General features: G+C 64.1%; 19 protein-coding genes and 3 tRNA genes. 9 read left to right on the top strand and 13 right to left on the bottom strand.

Annotated elements, in window-relative coordinates:
* Positions 1-145 precede the first annotated feature (145 nt).
* The gene (locus tag J2X44_RS12455; protein ID WP_310087036.1) at positions 146-763 is read right to left on the bottom strand and encodes a DNA-3-methyladenine glycosylase 2 family protein; all 618 of its coding nucleotides are present in this window, start codon (positions 761-763) and stop codon (positions 146-148) included.
* Positions 764-864: 101 nt separating this feature from the next.
* Between J2X44_RS12455 and J2X44_RS12450 the strand changes: the two genes are divergently transcribed.
* A complete protein-coding gene (locus J2X44_RS12450; protein WP_310084477.1) occupies positions 865-1,182 on the top strand; it encodes a 2Fe-2S iron-sulfur cluster-binding protein in 318 nt (105 codons plus the stop codon).
* Positions 1,183-1,266: 84 nt separating this feature from the next.
* Here the strand turns inward: J2X44_RS12450 and J2X44_RS12445 are convergent, their stop codons facing one another.
* Entirely contained in the window at positions 1,267-2,034 is a 768-nt protein-coding gene (locus tag J2X44_RS12445) for an RNA methyltransferase (protein WP_310084473.1), read from the bottom strand.
* 79 nt (positions 2,035-2,113) lie between these two features.
* Between J2X44_RS12445 and J2X44_RS12440 the strand changes: the two genes are divergently transcribed.
* Positions 2,114-2,199, top strand: a tRNA-Tyr gene (locus J2X44_RS12440).
* 37 nt (positions 2,200-2,236) lie between these two features.
* Here the strand turns inward: J2X44_RS12440 and J2X44_RS12435 are convergent.
* The 4 genes from J2X44_RS12435 to J2X44_RS12420 all read right to left on the bottom strand — a co-directional run bounded on the left by J2X44_RS12435 (position 2,237) and on the right by J2X44_RS12420 (position 6,653).
* The gene (locus J2X44_RS12435; protein ID WP_310084471.1) at positions 2,237-4,342 is read right to left on the bottom strand and encodes a prolyl oligopeptidase family serine peptidase; all 2,106 of its coding nucleotides are present in this window, start codon (positions 4,340-4,342) and stop codon (positions 2,237-2,239) included.
* A gap of 181 nt (positions 4,343-4,523) precedes the next feature.
* The gene (locus tag J2X44_RS12430) at positions 4,524-4,946 is read right to left on the bottom strand and encodes a DUF4112 domain-containing protein (RefSeq protein ID WP_310084468.1); all 423 of its coding nucleotides are present in this window, start codon (positions 4,944-4,946) and stop codon (positions 4,524-4,526) included.
* 40 nt (positions 4,947-4,986) lie between these two features.
* On the bottom strand, positions 4,987-6,495 hold the full coding sequence (locus J2X44_RS12425; RefSeq protein ID WP_310084466.1) for an ABC transporter substrate-binding protein: 1,509 nt from the start codon (positions 6,493-6,495) through the stop codon (positions 4,987-4,989).
* 72 nt (positions 6,496-6,567) lie between these two features.
* A tRNA-Leu gene (locus J2X44_RS12420) sits at positions 6,568-6,653 on the bottom strand.
* A gap of 91 nt (positions 6,654-6,744) precedes the next feature.
* Between J2X44_RS12420 and J2X44_RS12415 the strand changes: the two genes are divergently transcribed.
* Together J2X44_RS12415 and J2X44_RS12410 are read left to right on the top strand one after the other, a co-directional pair.
* Positions 6,745-7,683 carry an ABC transporter ATP-binding protein gene (locus tag J2X44_RS12415; protein ID WP_310084465.1) on the top strand — a complete coding sequence of 313 codons (939 nt, stop codon included), beginning with the start codon at positions 6,745-6,747 and terminating at the stop codon, positions 7,681-7,683.
* Complete coding sequence (locus tag J2X44_RS12410; RefSeq protein WP_310084463.1) at positions 7,680-8,447, top strand: ABC transporter permease; 768 nt, start codon at positions 7,680-7,682, stop codon at positions 8,445-8,447. Before J2X44_RS12415 ends, J2X44_RS12410 begins: the two co-directional genes overlap by 4 nt.
* A gap of 150 nt (positions 8,448-8,597) precedes the next feature.
* Here J2X44_RS12410 and J2X44_RS12405 read toward each other — a convergent pair whose 3' ends face one another.
* From J2X44_RS12405 to aroA, 5 genes are all read right to left on the bottom strand, one after another.
* Entirely contained in the window at positions 8,598-8,876 is a 279-nt protein-coding gene (locus J2X44_RS12405) for an integration host factor subunit beta (protein ID WP_310084461.1), read from the bottom strand.
* A 203-nt stretch (positions 8,877-9,079) separates the two neighbouring features.
* Positions 9,080-10,792 (bottom strand): 30S ribosomal protein S1, encoded by a 1,713-nt coding sequence (rpsA, locus tag J2X44_RS12400; protein ID WP_310084459.1) that lies wholly within the window; start codon positions 10,790-10,792, stop codon positions 9,080-9,082.
* A gap of 276 nt (positions 10,793-11,068) precedes the next feature.
* The gene (locus J2X44_RS12395) at positions 11,069-11,698 is read right to left on the bottom strand and encodes a (d)CMP kinase (protein WP_310084456.1); all 630 of its coding nucleotides are present in this window, start codon (positions 11,696-11,698) and stop codon (positions 11,069-11,071) included.
* A complete protein-coding gene (locus J2X44_RS12390) occupies positions 11,698-12,228 on the bottom strand; it encodes a hypothetical protein (RefSeq protein ID WP_310084454.1) in 531 nt (176 codons plus the stop codon). The genes J2X44_RS12395 and J2X44_RS12390 overlap by 1 nt, the downstream gene beginning before the upstream one ends.
* Positions 12,225-13,553 (bottom strand): 3-phosphoshikimate 1-carboxyvinyltransferase, encoded by a 1,329-nt coding sequence (aroA, locus tag J2X44_RS12385; protein WP_310084451.1) that lies wholly within the window; start codon positions 13,551-13,553, stop codon positions 12,225-12,227. The genes J2X44_RS12390 and aroA overlap by 4 nt, the downstream gene beginning before the upstream one ends.
* A 124-nt stretch (positions 13,554-13,677) precedes the next feature.
* Between aroA and J2X44_RS12380 the strand changes: the two genes are divergently transcribed.
* On the top strand, positions 13,678-14,001 hold the full coding sequence (locus tag J2X44_RS12380) for a TIGR02300 family protein (RefSeq protein ID WP_310084450.1): 324 nt from the start codon (positions 13,678-13,680) through the stop codon (positions 13,999-14,001).
* A 128-nt stretch (positions 14,002-14,129) separates the two neighbouring features.
* Positions 14,130-14,205: transfer RNA gene (locus J2X44_RS12375), tRNA-Ala, on the top strand.
* Positions 14,206-14,392: 187 nt separating this feature from the next.
* On the opposite strand, the gene J2X44_RS12370 is transcribed toward J2X44_RS12375, so the two are convergent.
* The gene (locus J2X44_RS12370) at positions 14,393-14,833 is read right to left on the bottom strand and encodes an Rrf2 family transcriptional regulator (RefSeq protein WP_310084447.1); all 441 of its coding nucleotides are present in this window, start codon (positions 14,831-14,833) and stop codon (positions 14,393-14,395) included.
* Positions 14,834-14,984: 151 nt separating this feature from the next.
* Here J2X44_RS12370 and J2X44_RS12365 point away from each other — a divergent pair, with 151 nt between their 5' ends.
* The 3 genes from J2X44_RS12365 (at position 14,985) to J2X44_RS12355 (ending at position 16,920) form a co-directional block, all read left to right on the top strand.
* Positions 14,985-15,542 carry a hypothetical protein gene (locus J2X44_RS12365; protein WP_310084445.1) on the top strand — a complete coding sequence of 186 codons (558 nt, stop codon included), beginning with the start codon at positions 14,985-14,987 and terminating at the stop codon, positions 15,540-15,542.
* Entirely contained in the window at positions 15,539-16,246 is a 708-nt protein-coding gene (locus tag J2X44_RS12360) for a hypothetical protein (protein WP_310084442.1), read from the top strand. Before J2X44_RS12365 ends, J2X44_RS12360 begins: the two co-directional genes overlap by 4 nt.
* Positions 16,247-16,317: 71 nt before the next feature.
* Complete coding sequence (locus tag J2X44_RS12355) at positions 16,318-16,920, top strand: HD domain-containing protein (protein ID WP_310084439.1); 603 nt, start codon at positions 16,318-16,320, stop codon at positions 16,918-16,920.
* Between the two features lie 100 nt (positions 16,921-17,020).
* Here J2X44_RS12355 and J2X44_RS12350 read toward each other — a convergent pair whose 3' ends face one another.
* Positions 17,021-17,827, bottom strand: a complete 807-nt coding sequence (locus J2X44_RS12350) for an enoyl-CoA hydratase-related protein (RefSeq protein ID WP_310084436.1) — start codon at positions 17,825-17,827, stop codon at positions 17,021-17,023.
* Positions 17,828-17,849 lie beyond the last annotated feature (22 nt).

Raw genomic sequence — 17,849 nt, 5'->3', positions numbered from 1 at the left:
ACAAAAAGGGCCGGGTGGAGGATGCTGCACCCGGCCTTTTTTTAAGCCGTCGCCCCCGCGAAGGCGGGGACCGCTTCCGGTTTACCCGGCGACGAAGCAGAAGGCCGACGGCGGCCCCCGCCTTCGCGGGGGCGACGAAATGCCCTCAAATCACCGCCATGTTATAGCAATGCCAGCTGAAGATCGCCGCCGCACCGCGATGCGGGCGCCAGGGTTCGGCGAGTTCGCGCACCGCCTTTTCGCTCGGCCGCGCTTCGAGTTGGAGGATGCGGCCGACGGCTTCCTGCACCGCCAGGTCGCCCGCGGGCCAGATGTCAGGGCGCCCCTCGGCAAACAGCAGGTAGATTTCGGCCGACCAGCGGCCAATGCCCTTGACCTTGGTGAGCAGCGCGATCGCCTCCTCGTCATCGGCGGGTAGGGCGCCGAATTGCAGTTCGCCGTCGAGGATCAACTGCGCGAGGCTTTTGGCATAGCCCTGTTTCTGCCCCGACAGGCCGCAGGCGCGCAGCGTGTCGAATTCGGCCGCCGCCATCACCTCGGCCGGGCAGCCTTCGCCGAATTGCGCCTCCAGCTTGTTCCAGATCGACGTGGCGGCGGCGACGCTGACCTGTTGGCCGACGATGGTGCGGAGCAGGGTGGCGTAGCCCGGCGCCCGGATACGCGGTTCGGGATAGCCCGCATTGCCCAGCGCGCGCGCGAAGTTATCGTCGCGCGCCGCCAGCGCGTCGATTCCCGCGTTCAGCTGCTGCTGGGTCAGGCCCATCACATATTCCCCTTTTGTTCCACAACCTATCACTAGCAGTGCTTGATTTGGCGCGCAACGCGCGACATAGCGCCACCAACAACGAAGATATGGGGACTAGCATGGCCAAGCTGATTGTCGTGACGCGTGACGGAACCGAACATGAGATCGAGGGCGACACCAGCCTGACGGTGATGGAAAATATCCGCGACGCCGGGTTCGACGAACTGCTGGCGCTGTGCGGTGGGTGCTGTTCGTGCGCGACGTGCCATGTTCATGTCGAGGCTGGCGTGGCGGATCAGCTGCCCGCGATGAGCGAGGACGAGAACGACCTGCTCGATTCGACCACCGATCGCGATGCGGGTTCGCGCCTGTCGTGCCAGTTGCCGTTCAGCGAGGCGCTGGATGGGTTGAAGGTGCGGATCGCCGCTGAGGATTAAGGCGGAATCGTCGCCCCAGCGAAAGCTGGGGCCGCTCGCTTCGGGGCAAGACGCCTGCGATCCCAGCTTTCGCTGGGATGACGACTATTTCCCCGCCGTCGCCACCGCATAAAGCGCGACCGCGGCAGCATTGGAAATATTCAGGCTTTCCATGCGCGGCGAGATCGGCAGTTTCGCCAGCACGTCGCAATGTTCCATGACATTGTGGCGCATCCCGTCGCCTTCGGACCCCAGCACCAGCGCCACCTTGCTGCCGTCGAGCGTCGATCCGAGCGTCGTTTCGGTGTCGCCCATCAACCCGATGCGCCAATATTGCGCCTCAGCAATTTCCTCGAGCGCGCGTGATAGGTTGACGACGCGGACCCAAGGCACGATTTCGAGCGCGCCCGATGCCGAGCGCGCGATCACGCCGCTTTCGGGGGGGCTATGGCGGTCCTGAGTGATGATCGCGGCCGCGTCGAACGCGGCGGCCGAGCGCAGCACCGCGCCGATATTGTGCGGGTCGGTCACTTGGTCGAGGACGACCAGCGGGCGCTTGCTGCCCGCGTCGACCTCTTCCTGCAACAGGTCGCCCAGATAGACGCCCTCCAGCGGATCGACCTCGATCACCAGGCCCTGATGCGGCGCATCGCGGGCGACGAGTCGCGCCAGGTCGGTGACCTCGGCATAAGAGATGGGAACGACCGGCGGCAGGTCGAGCTGGCCCAGGGCTTCGCGGGTGCCCCAGATGCGCTTGACGGTGCGTTCGGGGTTGGCGAGCGCGGCAAAAACCGCGTGGCGACCCCAGAAGCGGATGGCCTGTCCGCGCGGCGCTTGGCCGGCGGGGCGACGATGGCGGGAAATTTGTCTCATAGCGCGCGCCTTTCCCATGACTGCCATTGACAGGCAAGCCTCGTTTCGCCATTGGACCGCTTCCCAAAGCGGACCCCATGGACAGGTGGCCGAGTGGTTAAAGGCAGCAGACTGTAAATCTGCCCGGGTTTCCGTACGCTGGTTCGAATCCAGCCCTGTCCACCACCGCCCTCAGCGGCATGCAAACCCGCTCCCACGGGCGCTATTTCTTCTCTACCAGTTCGCGCAGCAGGAAGGCGTGGAGCATCGCGGCGCGCACCGCATCCTCGGCATGGTCGGCGCCGACCGAATGGCCGCCCTCCATATATTCGTGATAATAGACGCCGTTGCCCAGTTCCTTGAGCCGCGCCGCATATTTGCGGGCGTGGCCGGGGTGAACGCGGTCGTCCTTGGTCGACAAGTAAAGGAAGATCGGCGGGTAGGTGATGCCCTTGCGCAGCGCCTGATAGGGCGAATATTTCGACAGGAAGGCCCAGTCCTCTGGCACGTCGGGGTCGCCATATTCGGCGACCCATGATGCCCCGGCCAGCATCTTGTCATAGCGCCGCATGTCCTTGATCGGCGAGCCCGAGATTACCGCGCCATAGAGGTCGGGGCGCTGCGTCATCGCAGCGCCGACCAGGACGCCGCCGTTCGAGCGGCCCGAGATCGCGATCTTGCCTTTGGTGCTGACCCCGGTGGCGACCAGATCCTCGGCGACCGCATGAAGGTCGTCGAAGCTGTTCTGGCGTTTTTCGCGCAGCGCCGCCTGGTGCCAAGCGGGGCCATATTCGCCGCCGCCGCGGATGTTGGCGAGGACATAGGCGTTGCCGTCCTCGACCCAGAACAGCCCCAGCGGACCGGCGCGATAAGGCTGGCCGGTGAGGTAGCCGGGGGTCTGCGCGGCGCGGAACCCGCCATAGGCGTGGACGAGTGCCGGGACGGGGCCGGTCGCGCCCTTCTTGCGCGCAATGAAATAGGGGATTTTGGTGCCATCCTTCGACGTCGCGAAACGTTTTTCGACCGTCATATCCTTGGCATCGAAGGTCGCGGGCAGGGTCTGCACCGGCTGCGGCGGCTTGGCATCGGCGACGGCGTAGAGGGTCGGCGGCATCAGCATAGTCTCGGCCGTCGCCAGCACGACGTCGCACTTGCCGATCGTCCCGGCGATGCCGACGGTGGCGTTGGCGGCGAGCGGCACCTCCTGCTGGCGCCATTTGCCGGTCGCGGCGTCGCGGCGCAGCGCGAACAGCTTGCCCTCGACATCGTCGAGCGCCTTGACCCACAGGATCGTGTCGGTCGCCGACACCTCCTCGATCGCCTGCGCCTTGGTCGGGATCATCGCGGTGACGATCGGCACCTGACGGTCGGCCGCCATGTCGGCGAGCGACAGCGACACGAGCGAGCCCGCGGGAATGTCGGCCCATGGCTGGTTGAGGAAGACGATCAGCTGCCCGTCGATGACGTCGCGGACGCTCGCGGTATCGGGGACGATGGTCGAGATATAGCGCGACGCGCCGCTACCGCGCAGCTTGATGTCGGCGGTGTAGAATGTCTTGCCGCGGCTGATCATCGGCCAGCGTTTGTCGCCGTCGGTGAAGGCGAAGACGTTCATGCCGACGTCTTCGCTCTCGCCCTCGGCCACGGTTTCGGCGGCGGTCAGGGGTGTGCCGCGTTTCCAGCGTTTGACAATGCGCGGATAGCCCGACGCGGTCATGCTGCCCGCGCCATAATCGGTCGCGACCAGTAGCGTGTCGGCATCTTCCCACGTCACGCTGCTCTTGGCCTGCGGCAGCGTGAAGCCGCCGTCGACGAAGCGTCTGGTGGTGCGGTCCCATTCGCGCACGATGTCGGCATCGGTGCCGCCGGGGCTGAGCGAGACGAGGCAGCGGGTGTAGGCGGGGGCAAGGCAGTCGGCGCCGTGCCACACCCAGCTCTGCTTTTCTGCCTTGCCCAGCGCATCGACGTCGATCAGCGTCGTCCACACCGGCTTGCCCGCCAGATACGCATCGAGCGGGCTTTGCCGCCACAGTCCGCGCGGGTTGGACGCGTCGCGCCAGAAATTGGTGATCGTCTCGCCCATCACCGCGCCGGGCATCGCGATCTGGCGATCGTCGTCGAGGATTTCGCGAGCGCGCTCGCGGTCGGCCTCGAATCCGGGGCGGGCGGTGATCAGTTTGTCAGTCGCGGCATTTTGCTGCGCGACCCAATCGAGCGCCTTTTTGCCCTCAATATCTTCCAGCCACAGATAGGGGTCGGCCTCCTGCGCGGCGGCAACCGCGGCGAACGAACAGCTGAGGGCAAGCGCGGCAAGGCTGGCGCGGATCATTATGCGGTCTCCCGTGCGGTGTGATGACGCTGTGCTAGCATCGTCAGACACCGAAGGGGAAGGGCTCTACTCCACGCTTCGTCATTGCGACCCCGGCGAAAGCCGGGGGAAGCAATCCAGAGCGGTTTACGCGCGCCCTGGATGGCCGAGTCGCCTTCGGCTCCTCGCAATGACGATGAAATTATTGATCGATGATGATCGTGCCGGGGTGATGCTTGTCGAGGTGGCGCTTGATGATCTTGAGATTGCGGGTGTTCGAGCGGAAGAACAGGTCGAACGCGTCGCCGACCAGCGGGATCGCACCGAGCGCGGTGTCGACGCCCAAATTGCCCGCCATCCGCCACAGTTTCCATTTCGGCATACCAAGGTTGCGCGCTTCCCAGATCAGATAGGCGCCCATCGTCGCGGCGATGAGGTCGCCAACCACGGGGACCAGCCCGACGATGGCGTCGAGCCCGACCGGCCGGTTGATGCCGGGAATGACAAAACTGCGTTCGAGCAGGATTTCCAGCGTCTCGACCCGCTTGCGGAGTGCCGCCGGGTCGTTGCGGTTCTGGATCAGCGCGTCGAAAATGGCGTCGGGATTGGGCGGCGTGGGGGCCATGGAGGTGCTTTCGTAATGCGCCACGATCGGCGCCATCGCTTTAATTGGGAGCGGCGATCATGTGATTCAATGGGTGCTGGGCGCGGGGGTTGGGGCGCAGCCCGGTCAGCCGCTGCGCCGCGACCGACCAGCGCAGCGGCGTGGCGAGCGGGATGAACGGGGTGTAGCGGGCCAGCACGACTTCGGCGTCGCTGATCTGCGCGGCACGCTGGCCGATGTCGATGTTGCGCATTGCCTGTTCGATCAGGTCCTGCGCCTCGCGATTGCACAGTGTGTCGCGGCGGCACGACAGGCGGCGCAGCGCCCACAGCGCGTCATCATTGGGGGCGACCTCGTCGATCAGGCGCAGGTCGGCGGTGGAGGCCATCGCGACGCGGCGGCTGGGGACGCCGATCGCGGCGAAATCGGCGGCGACATAGGCAAAGAGGATGCGGCCGCCGGGCGAATCGGGAACCGCGATCCGCAGCGGTTCGATGTCGCGCCCGGCGGCGCGCCACGCATCGACGATCCGCTTCGCCTGCGCCTGCCGCGACGCATCGTCATAATCGGCCCAGGCCGGGCGCAGCGGCGCGGGGCCGCCGTCGCGGGTGTGGACCGCGGGGCGCAGCGTCAATTGCGGCTGCCATTCCTCCAGACCGAACGCCTCGACCAGCCGCTCGCGCCGGATCGCGCGCATCAGCGCATCGCGATTGGCGTCGGTGGCCAGAAACCCCTCGGCACGGACAAACGACAGGCCGAACAGGCCGGGGGCGGGGTCGACGACCAGTCGCGAGCGGCCGATGTTCGACGCCGCGAAATAGGGCAGGGTGGAAAAGCGGCCACCGATCACCCCGTCGGCATAGCCGTTCTTGAACCGCGCCAGCGCGCCGGCGGGCGAGGTGCCGACCAGCTCGATCGACGCGGCGGGATCGTTCGCGGCGGCTTCGGCGGCGGCCGCATCCTCGGCAAGCGGGTCGGGGGCGGGCGACAACAATATGGCCCGCCCGATCTTGCGCGACCGCATCGGTCCCCAGCCCATGCCGCGGTTGACGATCGCCATCGACGGCTGCGCGAGCAGTTCGAGGATCGCGGGCTGCGGCACCGACAGGCGGATTTCGATAACAGTATCGGTCATCGCGCGGATCGTCTCGATCTCGGGGAAATCGCTTTTGAGGACGTGGCGGCTGGCGGGCGCCAGATAGGCGCGCAGGATTGCGGCGACATCCTGCGCCGTCACTTTGCGGCCATTGGTCCATTTTGCCTCGCGCAGGCGGAAAATATAGCTGCGCCCGTCGGTGGTCACCGTCCAGCGATCGGCGAGGCCAGTGTCGATCTGACCCTCGCCATCATAGCTGACCAGCCCCTGCGACGTCGCATCGAGCAGCGCGATATTGGCGGCGGACAATTCGCCGGTCAGCGGGCTGGCGGCGGGATTGAGCGGCCCCATCGCGGCGATCCTGACCGGACCGCGCTCGCCGAACAGCCCGCAGCTGCCAAGGCTGAGCAGGAGCAGGCCCGCCGTCGCGGCGATCCGCATCCTGTTCTGCCCTTGGTCGATTTTCGCTGTCATCGGCGCCATCATAGCCGCGCCACACAAAACCGAAAGTGGCATCGGGCCGCGGGGCGGTGCAAAGGATGGTGCTGGTGCGGACGGCGGGACTTGAACCCGCATATCCAGAGGATGGCAGATTTTAAGTCTGCTGCGTCTACCGATTTCGCCACGTCCGCACAGGCGGTGCCGATCAAGCCGATGGGCTAGGGCAGGTCAAGCGATGTTTGCCGCTTCCCGCCGCCGGGTGGGTCGGCTAGACGGCGGGGCATGACAGCAGTGCTTGAAATTTCCGGCCTCGGGAAAACCTATAAAAGCGGCCACGTCGCGCTTCGCGATGTCGACCTTACCATCAACAAAGGCGAAATTTTCGCGCTGCTCGGGCCGAATGGCGCGGGCAAGACGACGCTGATCAGCATCGTCTGCGGCATTGTGACCGCGACGGCGGGGACGGTGACTGTTGCTGGCCGTGATCATGCGCGCGACTATCGGGCGGCGCGGACGATGATCGGGCTGGTGCCGCAGGAATTGCACACCGATGCGTTCGAAACGGTGCTGGCGACGGTCAGTTTTTCGCGAGGGCTGTTCGGCAAGCCGCGCGATCCCCTGTTCATCGAACAATTGCTGCGCGACCTGTCACTCTGGGACAAGCGCGGGTCGAAAATCATGGAGCTGTCGGGCGGGATGAAGCGCCGGGTGATGATCGCCAAGGCGCTGAGCCACGAGCCCGAAATCCTGTTTCTCGACGAACCGACCGCGGGGGTCGATGTCGAGCTGCGCCGCGATATGTGGCAGATGGTCCACGGGCTGCGCGAGCGCGGCGTGACGATCATCCTCACAACCCATTATATCGAAGAGGCCGAGGAAATGGCCGACCGGGTCGGGGTGATCACCGGTGGGCGCCTGATCCTGGTCGAGGAAAAGCACGCGCTGATCAAGAAACTGGGGCGCAAGACGCTCACGCTCAACCTGGCCGAACCGCTGGGTGCTATCCCCGCCGAGCTGGCCGACTGGACGCTTGAACTGGCGGGCGATGGCCACGAGCTGGTTTATGAATTCGACAGCCAGGCCGAAGCGACTGGGGTGCCGTCGCTTTTGCGGCGGATGAGCGACATCGGGATCGCGTTCAAGGATCTGCACACAAAACAAAGTTCGCTCGAGGATATTTTCGTCGGGTTGGTCCATGAAACCAAGGGAGAGGCCGCATGACCGCGAACTGGCGCGGCGTGCGCGCAATCTATGCTTTTGAACTGGCCCGCTTCGGGCGCACCGTGTGGACCAGTCTGGCGCTGCCGGTCATCACTACTGCGCTGTATTTTGTCGTGTTCGGATCGGCGATCGGCAGCCGCATGAGCGAGGTTGGCAGCGTGCCTTACGGCGCCTTCATCGTCCCCGGGCTGATGATGCTGACGATGTTCACCGAAAGCATCAGCAACGCGTCGTTCGGCATCTATATGCCCAAATGGACCGGAACGATTTACGAGATGCTGTCGGCGCCGCTGTCACCGCTGGAAACGGTGATCGCCTATGTCGGTGCGGCGGCGACCAAGTCGGTGATTATCGGCGCGATCATCTTTGCCACCGCACATCTGTTCGTCGATGTCCAGGTGGCGCATCCCCTTTTGATGGTCGGCTTCATGCTGTTGATGGCGGTGACATTTTGCCTGTTCGGCTTCATCATCGGCATCTGGGCGCAGAGTTTCGAGCAGTTGCAGGTGATCCCGATGCTCGTCATCTATCCGCTCACCTTTTTGGGCGGCGCCTTCTACTCGCTCGACATGCTGCCCGCGGCGTGGCGGACGGTGACCTTGTTCAATCCCGTCGTCTATCTGATCAGCGGTTTTCGCTGGACCTTCTTTGGGCAGGGCGACGTCGGCATCGGGGTGAGCATGGGCGCGGTCGCGCTGTTTTTCGCGCTGTGCCTGGGGGTGATTTTCTGGATGTTTCGGACTGGATACCGGCTCAAGAACTGATCGGACGCGAAGTGACATCGGTGCGCGGTTTAGCCATTGCAGCCGGGCGCACACCTTAAAGGCAGTATGATTGCCATCACAGATATTTGCATCGCAACCGGGCGAAACTTAACGTCTGCACCCGGCTCGATGATCGCTCGGCGCACTGATTTAGTCGTTCAGGCGCTCGCGCATTTCTTTGCCGGGTTTGAAATAGGGGACATTTTTCGCCTTCACGTCGACCGACGCGCCGGTGCGCGGGTTGCGGCCGGTGCGCGATTCGCGCGAACGGGTCGAGAACGCCCCGAACCCGCGCAGCTCGACGCGGCCCCCGGCGGCCAGCTGCTCGACGATGGAATCAAAAAAAGTATCCACGATGCGCTCGACCTCGTCGACACGCAAATCGCTGTTTTCGCTCGCGATCTTCTGAACCAGTTCTGACCGGATCATTGGCTTCCCCTATTATAAATCACGCTCTCCCGCCGAAGCAGGCGTCCGGTCGTTGCCGGTCCATTCTGTGCGTGAGACCCCTCCCAACGCGCGCGAAGACTATCATGAATCACTGTTTGGTCAAAATATATCACTGAAAGAAAAAGGCCCGCAGAGGGACGCTCTGCGGGCCTTTTCGTTCGTTTCGCTATGCAAGTTTGAAATTAATCTTTCTTGCCGGCCTTCAGTGCTTCGCCAAGGATGTCGCCGAGCGAGGCACCCGAGTCCGACGAGCCGTACTGCGCCACAGCCTGCTTCTCTTCGGCGATCTGCATCGCCTTGACCGAGAAGTTCGGCTTTTTCGAGCGATCGAAGCCGATGACCATTGCATCGAACTTCTGACCGACCTGATAGCGCTCGGCGCGCTGTTCGTCGCGGTCGCGGCCAAGGTCGGCGCGCTTGATGAAGCCGGTGGCGCCATCGTCGCCGGCCTGGACTTCCAGCCCGTTGTCGCGAACTTCGAGGACGGTGACGGTGATCACGTCGTTCTTCTTGACCGAACCGGCAGCGGCGGTGCCGCCGCCAACCGCGGGCGCACCCTTTTCAAGCTGCTTGATGCCGAGGCTGATGCGTTCCTTTTCGACATCGACGTCGAGCACGACGACCTGCACGGCCTCGCCCTTGCGGTGGAGGTGCAGCGCTTCTTCGCCCGAGATGCCCCAGGCGATGTCCGACATATGGACCATGCCATCGACGTCGCCGGGCAGGCCGACGAACAGACCGAATTCGGTTGCGTTCTTGACTTCGCCTTCGACGACCGAGCCGACCGGATGTTCATCGGCAAACGCGCCCCAGGGGTTCGACTGAGCCTGCTTGAGGCCCAGCGAAATGCGGCGCTTGTCGCTGTCGACTTCGAGAACGATGACGTCGACTTCCTGGCTGGTCGAAACGATCTTGCCGGGGTGGACGTTCTTCTTGACCCACGACATTTCGCTGACGTGGACCAGGCCTTCGATGCCGGCTTCCAGTTCGACGAACGCGCCGTAATCGGTGATGTTGGTAACGACACCCGACAGCTTCGCGCCGACCGGATATTTGGCGGCAACGCCTTCCCACGGATCGCTCTCAAGCTGCTTCATGCCCAGGCTGATGCGCTGGGTGTCGCGGTTGATGCGGATGATCTGGACGCGGACGGTGTCACCGATGTTGATGACTTCGCTCGGGTGGTTGACGCGCTTGTAGCTCATGTCGGTGACATGGAGCAGGCCGTCGATACCGCCGAGATCAACGAACGCACCATAATCGGTGATGTTCTTGACGGCGCCTTCGATGATCTGGCCCTCTTCGAGGTTCAGGATCAGGCCCGAGCGCTGTTCGGCGCGCGTTTCTTCCAGGATGGCGCGGCGCGACACGACGATGTTGCCGCGGCGGCGATCCATCTTGAGAATCTGGAAGGGCTGCGGCAGGTCCATCAGCGGGCCGACATCGCGCACCGGGCGGATATCGACCTGCGAACCGGGCAGGAACGCCACGGCGCCGCCGAGATCGACGGTGAAGCCGCCCTTGACGCGGCCAAAGATGACGCCTTCGACGCGGGCTTCCTTGTTGAATTCTTCTTCCAGGCGGTCCCAGGCAGCTTCGCGGCGAGCGCGGTCGCGCGACAGCATGGTTTCGCCATTGGCGTTTTCGACGCGGTCGACATAGACTTCGACTTCGTCACCGACATTGATGTCGGCCTTCTGGCCCGGCATGGCGAATTCGCGCAGCGGCACGCGGCCTTCGCTCTTCAAACCGATGTCGATCACTGCCAGGTCGTTTTCAATCGCGGTCACGGTGCCCTTGACGACGCGGCCTTCAAAGCCGCCGTCGGCACCACCAAGCGATTCGTCGAGCATCGCGGCGAAATCGTCGCGCGTCGGGAAAGCCGTAGTGGCCATATATATGATATCCTTACTTCATTTGTTCCGGCCAAGCGGTTGGATCCGCTGGTCTTAATGGCCGATATGTCCCGCGCGCCGGATGCGATGCAGAACATCCTTCGGACCGGTTCGGACGGGGCAGGGGCAAAGCAAAAAGGGCGCGGCGGAATCAATCCGTCACGCCCGACGCTCCAGTTCGGGGCGGCGGCTGTCCATGCCTCGACCGGCTGACAGGCCCGTCGGACCGGGCGCCTATAGTCCGCAAACCCGCCAAAGGCAAGGTCGAAAGCCCGCTCAGCCGCGGTCGTTTAAACGGCCTTCGACGAACGCGATCGCGGCGGCAATTGCGGCGTCGCGGGGCATGTCGCTGTTGTCGAGCAACATCGCATCGTCGGCGCGCAGCAGCGGCGCGTCGGCGCGCCCGGTGTCGCGGGCATCGCGGGCGTGAACATCGGCGAGGACGGCGTCATAAGTGACATCGACGCCGCGCGACAGCATCTCGGCATGACGGCGGCGGGCGCGGACGTCGGCGCTGGCGGTCACGAACAGTTTGGCATCGGCATGCGGCGCGATGACGGTGCCGATGTCGCGCCCGTCGAGGATCGCGCCGCCGGGCTGATTGGCGAAATCGACCTGGCGCTGGAACAGCGCAGCGCGGACTTGCGGGTGGACGGACACCCGGCTGGCGAGGCCGCCGGTGGTTTCGTAGCGCAGCGCCGGGTCGTCGAGCAGCGCGCCCGGAAAATCGCACGCCGCCAGCGCGTCGGCGGCGTTGTCGGCGTCGCCATGGTTCAGCTGGGTCTGATAGCCGACGGCGCGATACAGCAGCCCGGTGTCGAGGACCGGCAGGCCGAAATGATCGCCCAGCGCGCGGGCGATGGTGCCTTTTCCCGATGCGGTCGGCCCGTCGACGGCGATGATCATCAGTTGATCTGGAACGCGTCGATGCGGGCGCTGGTCAGCCGATTGTCGGGGCCGAACAGCAATTTTATCCAGCCACCGCTTTTGAACGAACCGCCGCACGACGCGATGCCTTCGCCTTCGCCCGCTAGGCCGGGGTCCAGGCAGGTGACCTTGATTTCGGGCAGGAACGCCCGGACCCGGGTCAGTACCGCCGACCGGTCGCGCGCGGTGCCGATGCCCAGCGCCGACAAGGCGCGGCGGTCGCCGGGGGCCACCGCCATCAGTTTGATCGCCAGCAATTTGCCGCCGAAGCTGTGCGCGACCCCGGCCGTGTCGATCCATTCGCATTCGTCGTCGAAGCAATTGACGGGTTTGCCGATCGCCTGTGGCCGGACAGCGCGGTTCAGCCGATGCGGCGAAAAGCTGGTATCGGCGCGGACGAACGGGTCGGCCGCGCGTTGCTGGGCGATGGCCGACGGCGCGGTGAGCGCCGCCGCGGCGATGGAGAGGGCGCCAAGCGCCATGATCAGCCGTGGGCGATATGTCATCATGTCTGGAGTTCCTCCAACAGGCGTTCGAAATTGGGGAAACTTGTCGCTACCGGGGCGATGTCGTCAACCGTCACTGGTGACCCGGTGACAAGTCCGGCGATCGCGAAGCTCATGCAGATACGGTGATCGAGGTGCCCGGCGATTGTCGCGCCGCCGGGCAGCGGATCGCCGCCGGTGCCGTCGATGATCAGGCCGTCCTCGGTCTCGGTGACGTGCGCGCCGATCGCTTTCAGGCCGGTCGCCATCACCGCCAGCCGGTCGCTTTCCTTGACGCGCAGTTCGTCGAGGCCGGTCGTGGTGGTGCGGCCCTTGGCCAGCGCCGCGGCGACGAACAGGATCGGGAATTCGTCGATCATGCTCGGCGCGACCGCGGGATCAACGTCGATGCCGGTGAGAGCGCTGTGGCGGACACGCAGGTCGGCGACGGGCTCGCCGCCGACCTCGCGCGGGTCGATCGCTTCGATGTCTCCACCCATCTGGCGCAGCACATCGATCAGCCCGGCGCGGGTCGGGTTCAACCCGACATTGGTGATGGTGATGTCGGAGCCGGGCACGAGCAGCGCAGCGACGATGAAGAAGGCGGCCGACGACGGATCGCCGGGAACGACGATCGTCTGCGGCTTGAGTTCGGCTTCGCCCATGATGCAAATATGGCGCGTGCCCGTGGGATCGATTTCGATGCTCAGATTGGCGCCGAAACCGCGCAACATCCGCTCGCTATGATCGCGCGTCGGCACCGGCTCGACCACTTCGGTGACCCCCCCGGTGTTCAGACCCGCGAGCAGTACCGCGCTTTTCACCTGCGCCGAGGCGACGGGCAGGCGGTAGGACATCGGGATCGCAGGAGCGAGGCCGCGCACCATCAATGGTAAGCGGCCCCCCGGCGACGCGCTGATGTCGGCGCCCATGGCGCTTAGCGGATCAATGACGCGGCCCATAGGGCGGCCCGACAGGCTGGCATCACCGACGAAAGTGGCGGTGATCGGGTGGCTCGCGACCAATCCCATCAGCAGCCGGGTCGAGGTGCCGCTGTTGCCCATGTCGAGCGCTTCGCGTGGCTGGAGCAACCCGCCGACGCCGACGCCGTCGATTACCCATTCGCCGTCCGGGCGGCGTTCGATGCTGGCGCCCATCGCGCGCATCGCCGCTGCGGTGGCGAGCACGTCATGGCCTTCGAGCAGGCCCGTCACGCGGCTTGTCCCCACCGCGAGCGCCGACAGCATCAAAGCGCGGTGCGAGATGCTTTTGTCGCCGGGAATCGCGATCCGGCCCTTGAGCGGAACGGAAGCGGAAAAGCTGCGCGGGATGGCGGTGTGATCGGTCATGGCGAGCGGCTTTTGACAGCGCCCTTACAATCTGGCAAGGCGCACGCCGATTTGATGGACGCCGCGCAGGCGTCCGTCGCTCTCCTAAAATTTTATTCTGTTTCCAGAAGGTTACGAGGCATTTATGATCAAGGCTGAATGGGGCACGAAACGCAGCTGCCCGAAATGCGCCACCCGATTCTATGATTTGACCAAGGATGATCCGATCAACTGCATCAATTGCGGTTACAACTGGATTCCGGAATCGGTCCTGAAATCGAAGCAATCGACCCCGTTCGAGGTTGAAAAGCCCGGCAAGACCGTCAAGGAAGAGGTCGTCGTCGACGAGGATCTGGATCTGGACGTCGATGTCGATGAAGACAATGATTCGCCGGACAATGACGTTGACCTGGGCGGTGACGACGATCTGGGCGTTGCGACGGCGGACGACGACGACGTCGAAACCTGATTTTTCCGGTGCGGGATCCAAAACGCGTCGAAAGATGCATTTGGCCCCTTGCATCGACCGCCCGCACTGTTAAAGGCGGCAACCCGATCGCAGCAGCCGTCATGGTGAGGGCGATCCAGCGAAGATGTGGGGCCTTAGCTCAGCTGGGAGAGCGCCTGCATGGCATGCAGGAGGTCAGCGGTTCGATCCCGCTAGGCTCCACCACTTCTTCAAAGAAGGTCCGCGAAAGCGGGCCTTTTTTGTTGGTGGCGGTGCGGGGCTTGCTTGACGTCAATGGCCGCTTTGAGTTGGGAGGCTGCCATTATTAAACTTCGTCATTCCCGCTTCCGCGGGAATGACGAAGTAAAAAACGCGGAACGTCCTTTATCGGTGGCAACCAGCCATTGCGGATCTACCCCACCACCTCGTCGAACAGCGGCTCCAGCGCGATCGGGTCGGCCAGCGTGATGCGGTCGAGGATCGATGCGGTGTCGTCGCGCACTTTCAACATCAGGCTGCGCAGCCGGCATTCGGATTCGGGCAGGCAATTTTTGCAATGTTCGTGCGCGTTGCGCGCCGCGCAGGGCACGAGCGCAAGCGACCCGCGGGTCAGGCGCACCAGATCGCCATAGCTGATGTCGATCGGGGGCAGCGCGAGCTGATAGCCCCCATCGCGGCCGCGCTGTGAAATGAGCAGGCCTTCGCGCGCCATTTCGGACAGGATGACGGTCAGGAATTTGGGCGGAATATTCTGCGCCTCGGCAATATCCGCCAGTTGCACCTGCCCCTTGCCCCAATGATCGGCAAGATGCTGGAAGGCACGGATCGTATAGCGGGTCTTTTGCGACAGCATGGCGCGGTTAGTGTGACATATTCAGGCTTAATTCAACCTGTCTGGATGAGATTTCGCCAAGAGTTGATGAAAATCACAGCGGATGGCATGAAGGCCGGATAGACGCGTCGCCAAGATGCTGATTGTGGCGATGATTGGGGTAGGGCGGATGATGCGTAAATATTGGGGAGCTCCGGCGGTGCTGGCGGCGTGGATGCTTGCGGTGGCGCCCGCGCAGGCGCAGTTCGGCGGACTGCTGCGCAAGGTGACGACCCCGGCGCCGAAACCCAGCGAAGAGGGCAATGGCGGCTGTCCGAAAGGCAAGAAGGGCAGCAGCATCGGCCGCAACATCCTGGGCAATGTGCTGAACGATGCGGTCGGCGACGCGGCAAGCAAGGCGGGCGTTTATAGCTATGTGCCGATTTCAGAGGTCAGCGGGACTTTGACCGACGCGATCGCCTGCCGCCTCGATCCCGCCGAGCAGGTCCAGGCGGCGGCGGCGACCGAAGAGGTGACGCGCGGCGAAGCAGTCGGCGCGACATCGAACTGGACCAGCGCGACGCGGCCCGAGGTCAGCGGATCATCGACGGTTGCGTCGATCAATGACGAACGCGGCGGCCGGCGCTGCATGAACGTGACCGATTTTATCATCGTCGAGGGTGAAGAAACGCGGGTCACGAAGCGCATGTGCAAGGAGCCGGGGCAGGCGCGCTATGTGGTGGCGGCGTGACGCGATGGACGCGCCTTGTGCTGGGCGCGGCGGCCGTGCTGACCCTGGCTGCGGCCCCCGCGAAAGATCCGATCAATCCGACCTGCCCGCTCAATCCCGGCTGGTCGACCAAGCCGCAGATGACCTTCACCTATTTCGAACAAAAGGGGTGGAAGATCATCAAGGGCGAGGGGCGGATCGACAAGGATGTCGTGCCGCGGCTGAAGGCGGCGCTCGCCAAACATCCCGATCTCGATGAAATATGGCTCAGCTCGCCGGGCGGCGATGCGCGCGCGGGCAACGAAGCGGGACGACTGATCCGCGATACGCTGGACGTGATCACCCGTATCCCGTCGGGGTGGGCCTGTTACAGCGCCTGCAACTTCATGTTCATGGGCGGGCGGTCGCGCACCATCGATCCTGGCGGCCAATTTATGGTCCATATGTTCACGCGCACCGGCGATCGCGGCGCGATCGATTATAGCGTGGCGCTGGGGACCGATGCAACGACCGAACTGATCGGCGAGATCGAGCAGGACGCGGCGCAGCTGGCCAGCGAAGACAATGACTTCATGATCCGCATGTTCCTGTCGCGCGAACTGCTCACCGACATCATGTACAAGCAGAAAGCGGTGAAAGGGAGCGGTGCGGACCAATCAACCCGGCGCTGCCTGACGCCGGACGAAGCGATCAAATATGGGGTGGTGAACGCCGAGTTCGAATGACCGGCGATGGCCACAAGGTTGCAAATAACAACGAACAGGATAGGCTCCCCTAAAATAGAGGAGAGGTTGCCATGAACGACATGACGCACGAGCATGCGACGTTCCGATCGATGATCGAGGGGACGCAGAATGACTGGGACATCATCGCGCGCGAGCAGAAAGAGTTCGCGCCGCAGAACGGCAAGCGCATCCTCGATCATCTGAAGCTGCTCGGCGGCGATTATGGCGGCTTTCCGGTCGATCGGCTGGAACATTGCCTGCAAACCGCAACCCGGGCGCATCGCGACGGGCGCGATCAGGAATATGTCGTGATGGCGCTGCTCCACGACATCGGCGACACGCTGGGGGCGTTCAACCATCCCGACGTCGCGGCGGCGATCCTGAAGCCGTTCCTGTCAGAAGAAAATCTGTGGATCGTCCAGCACCACGGGATTTTCCAGGGCCATTATTTCTTCCACTATATCGGCCTCGACCGCGACATGCGCGATCAGTTCAGGGACAGTCCCTATTACGCGGCGTGCGCAGAATTCTGTGAAAAATATGACGCGCCGGCCTTCGACCCCGACTACGACAGTGAACCGCTGACGTTTTTCGAGCCGATGGTGATGCGGGTCTGCGGCTATCCGAAGAACAGCATCTACAAGAAGGTGATGGCCGAGGAAGCGGCGGAGTAAACAGCCGTCGCCCCCGCGAAGGCGGGGGCCGCTGTCGGTGTTGCACTGGCCTGGCGGGGTAAAACGATAGCGGCCCCCGCCTTCGCGGGGGCGACGTATATCACTGCCCCTTGAACTCGGTCTTTCGCTTTTGCTGGAATGCCATGATGCCTTCCATCGCATCGGCGGTGCCGCCCGCGATAAACTGGCCCTTGGCTTCGGCGTCGAGCGTCGTCGCGAAATCCTGGGTCAGGCCGTCGCGCAGCACTTTGCGCATGGTGCCGAGCGAAACGGTCGGGCCGTTCGCGAGGCGGGTGGCAAGCGCCTGTGCCTCGGCCATCAGATCGGCATCCTCGACGCTCTTGTAGATCATGCCCCAGTCGGCGGCCTGATCGGCTGAAATCTTTTCGCCCAGCATCATCATCTGCAAGGCCCGCGGGACGCCGATCAGGCGCGGCAGCAGCCACGACGAGCCGCCGTCGGGAACGAGGCCGATGTTGACGAAGGCCTGAAGGAAATAGGCGCTCTTGCCCGCGATGGTGAAATCGCCCGACAGGGCGAAGCTGCAACCGACGCCCGCCGCGGGGCCATTGACGGCGACAACGACGGGAATGTCGAGGTTCGCCAGTGCGAGCAGCATCGGATTATAATGGCCGCGCAGGGCGTTGCGGCTGCGCGCGCCGCCGCTGACTGCACCACCCGCTGAGCGGTCCCCCGCCAGATCGGCGCCCGAACAGAAACCGCGCCCCTCGCCGGTGATCAGCAGCGCCCGCGCGCCGAGGCCCGGCAGATGATCAAGCGCCTCACGAATATCGTCCGCCATTGCGGGCGGCATCGAGTTCAGCCGGTCGGGCCGGTTGAGCGTGATCGTCGCGACATTGTCGCTGATTTCCAGCTTGATCGTATCGAAGGTCGGGGTGTCGGTCATGGGGAAGAAATCCTCTCGCGGT

It is taken from the genome of Sphingopyxis sp. BE259, assembly GCF_031457495.1.
Classification (GTDB): Bacteria; Pseudomonadota; Alphaproteobacteria; order Sphingomonadales; family Sphingomonadaceae; genus Sphingopyxis.
Note: the sequence above shows the minus strand (reverse complement) of the source record. Positions and strands in the feature narration are given on the sequence as shown.

Bases quoted from the DNA above. Each gene is read 5' to 3' on its own strand.
- J2X44_RS12455 (WP_310087036.1), bottom strand. From the start codon at position 763: ATGGGCCTGACCCAGCAGCAGCTGAACGCGGGAATCGACGCGCTGGCG.
- J2X44_RS12450 (WP_310084477.1), top strand. From the start codon at position 865: ATGGCCAAGCTGATTGTCGTGACGCGTGACGGAACCGAACATGAGATC.
- J2X44_RS12445 (WP_310084473.1), bottom strand. From the start codon at position 2,034: ATGAGACAAATTTCCCGCCATCGTCGCCCCGCCGGCCAAGCGCCGCGC.
- J2X44_RS12435 (WP_310084471.1), bottom strand. From the start codon at position 4,342: ATGATCCGCGCCAGCCTTGCCGCGCTTGCCCTCAGCTGTTCGTTCGCC.
- J2X44_RS12430 (WP_310084468.1), bottom strand. From the start codon at position 4,946: ATGGCCCCCACGCCGCCCAATCCCGACGCCATTTTCGACGCGCTGATC.
- J2X44_RS12425 (WP_310084466.1), bottom strand. From the start codon at position 6,495: ATGACAGCGAAAATCGACCAAGGGCAGAACAGGATGCGGATCGCCGCG.
- J2X44_RS12415 (WP_310084465.1), top strand. From the start codon at position 6,745: ATGACAGCAGTGCTTGAAATTTCCGGCCTCGGGAAAACCTATAAAAGC.
- J2X44_RS12410 (WP_310084463.1), top strand. From the start codon at position 7,680: ATGACCGCGAACTGGCGCGGCGTGCGCGCAATCTATGCTTTTGAACTG.
- J2X44_RS12405 (WP_310084461.1), bottom strand. From the start codon at position 8,876: ATGATCCGGTCAGAACTGGTTCAGAAGATCGCGAGCGAAAACAGCGAT.
- rpsA (WP_310084459.1), bottom strand. From the start codon at position 10,792: ATGGCCACTACGGCTTTCCCGACGCGCGACGATTTCGCCGCGATGCTC.
- J2X44_RS12395 (WP_310084456.1), bottom strand. From the start codon at position 11,698: ATGATCATCGCCGTCGACGGGCCGACCGCATCGGGAAAAGGCACCATC.
- J2X44_RS12390 (WP_310084454.1), bottom strand. From the start codon at position 12,228: ATGATGACATATCGCCCACGGCTGATCATGGCGCTTGGCGCCCTCTCC.
- aroA (WP_310084451.1), bottom strand. From the start codon at position 13,553: ATGACCGATCACACCGCCATCCCGCGCAGCTTTTCCGCTTCCGTTCCG.
- J2X44_RS12380 (WP_310084450.1), top strand. From the start codon at position 13,678: ATGATCAAGGCTGAATGGGGCACGAAACGCAGCTGCCCGAAATGCGCC.
- J2X44_RS12370 (WP_310084447.1), bottom strand. From the start codon at position 14,833: ATGCTGTCGCAAAAGACCCGCTATACGATCCGTGCCTTCCAGCATCTT.
- J2X44_RS12365 (WP_310084445.1), top strand. From the start codon at position 14,985: ATGCGTAAATATTGGGGAGCTCCGGCGGTGCTGGCGGCGTGGATGCTT.
- J2X44_RS12355 (WP_310084439.1), top strand. From the start codon at position 16,318: ATGAACGACATGACGCACGAGCATGCGACGTTCCGATCGATGATCGAG.
- J2X44_RS12350 (WP_310084436.1), bottom strand. From the start codon at position 17,827: ATGACCGACACCCCGACCTTCGATACGATCAAGCTGGAAATCAGCGAC.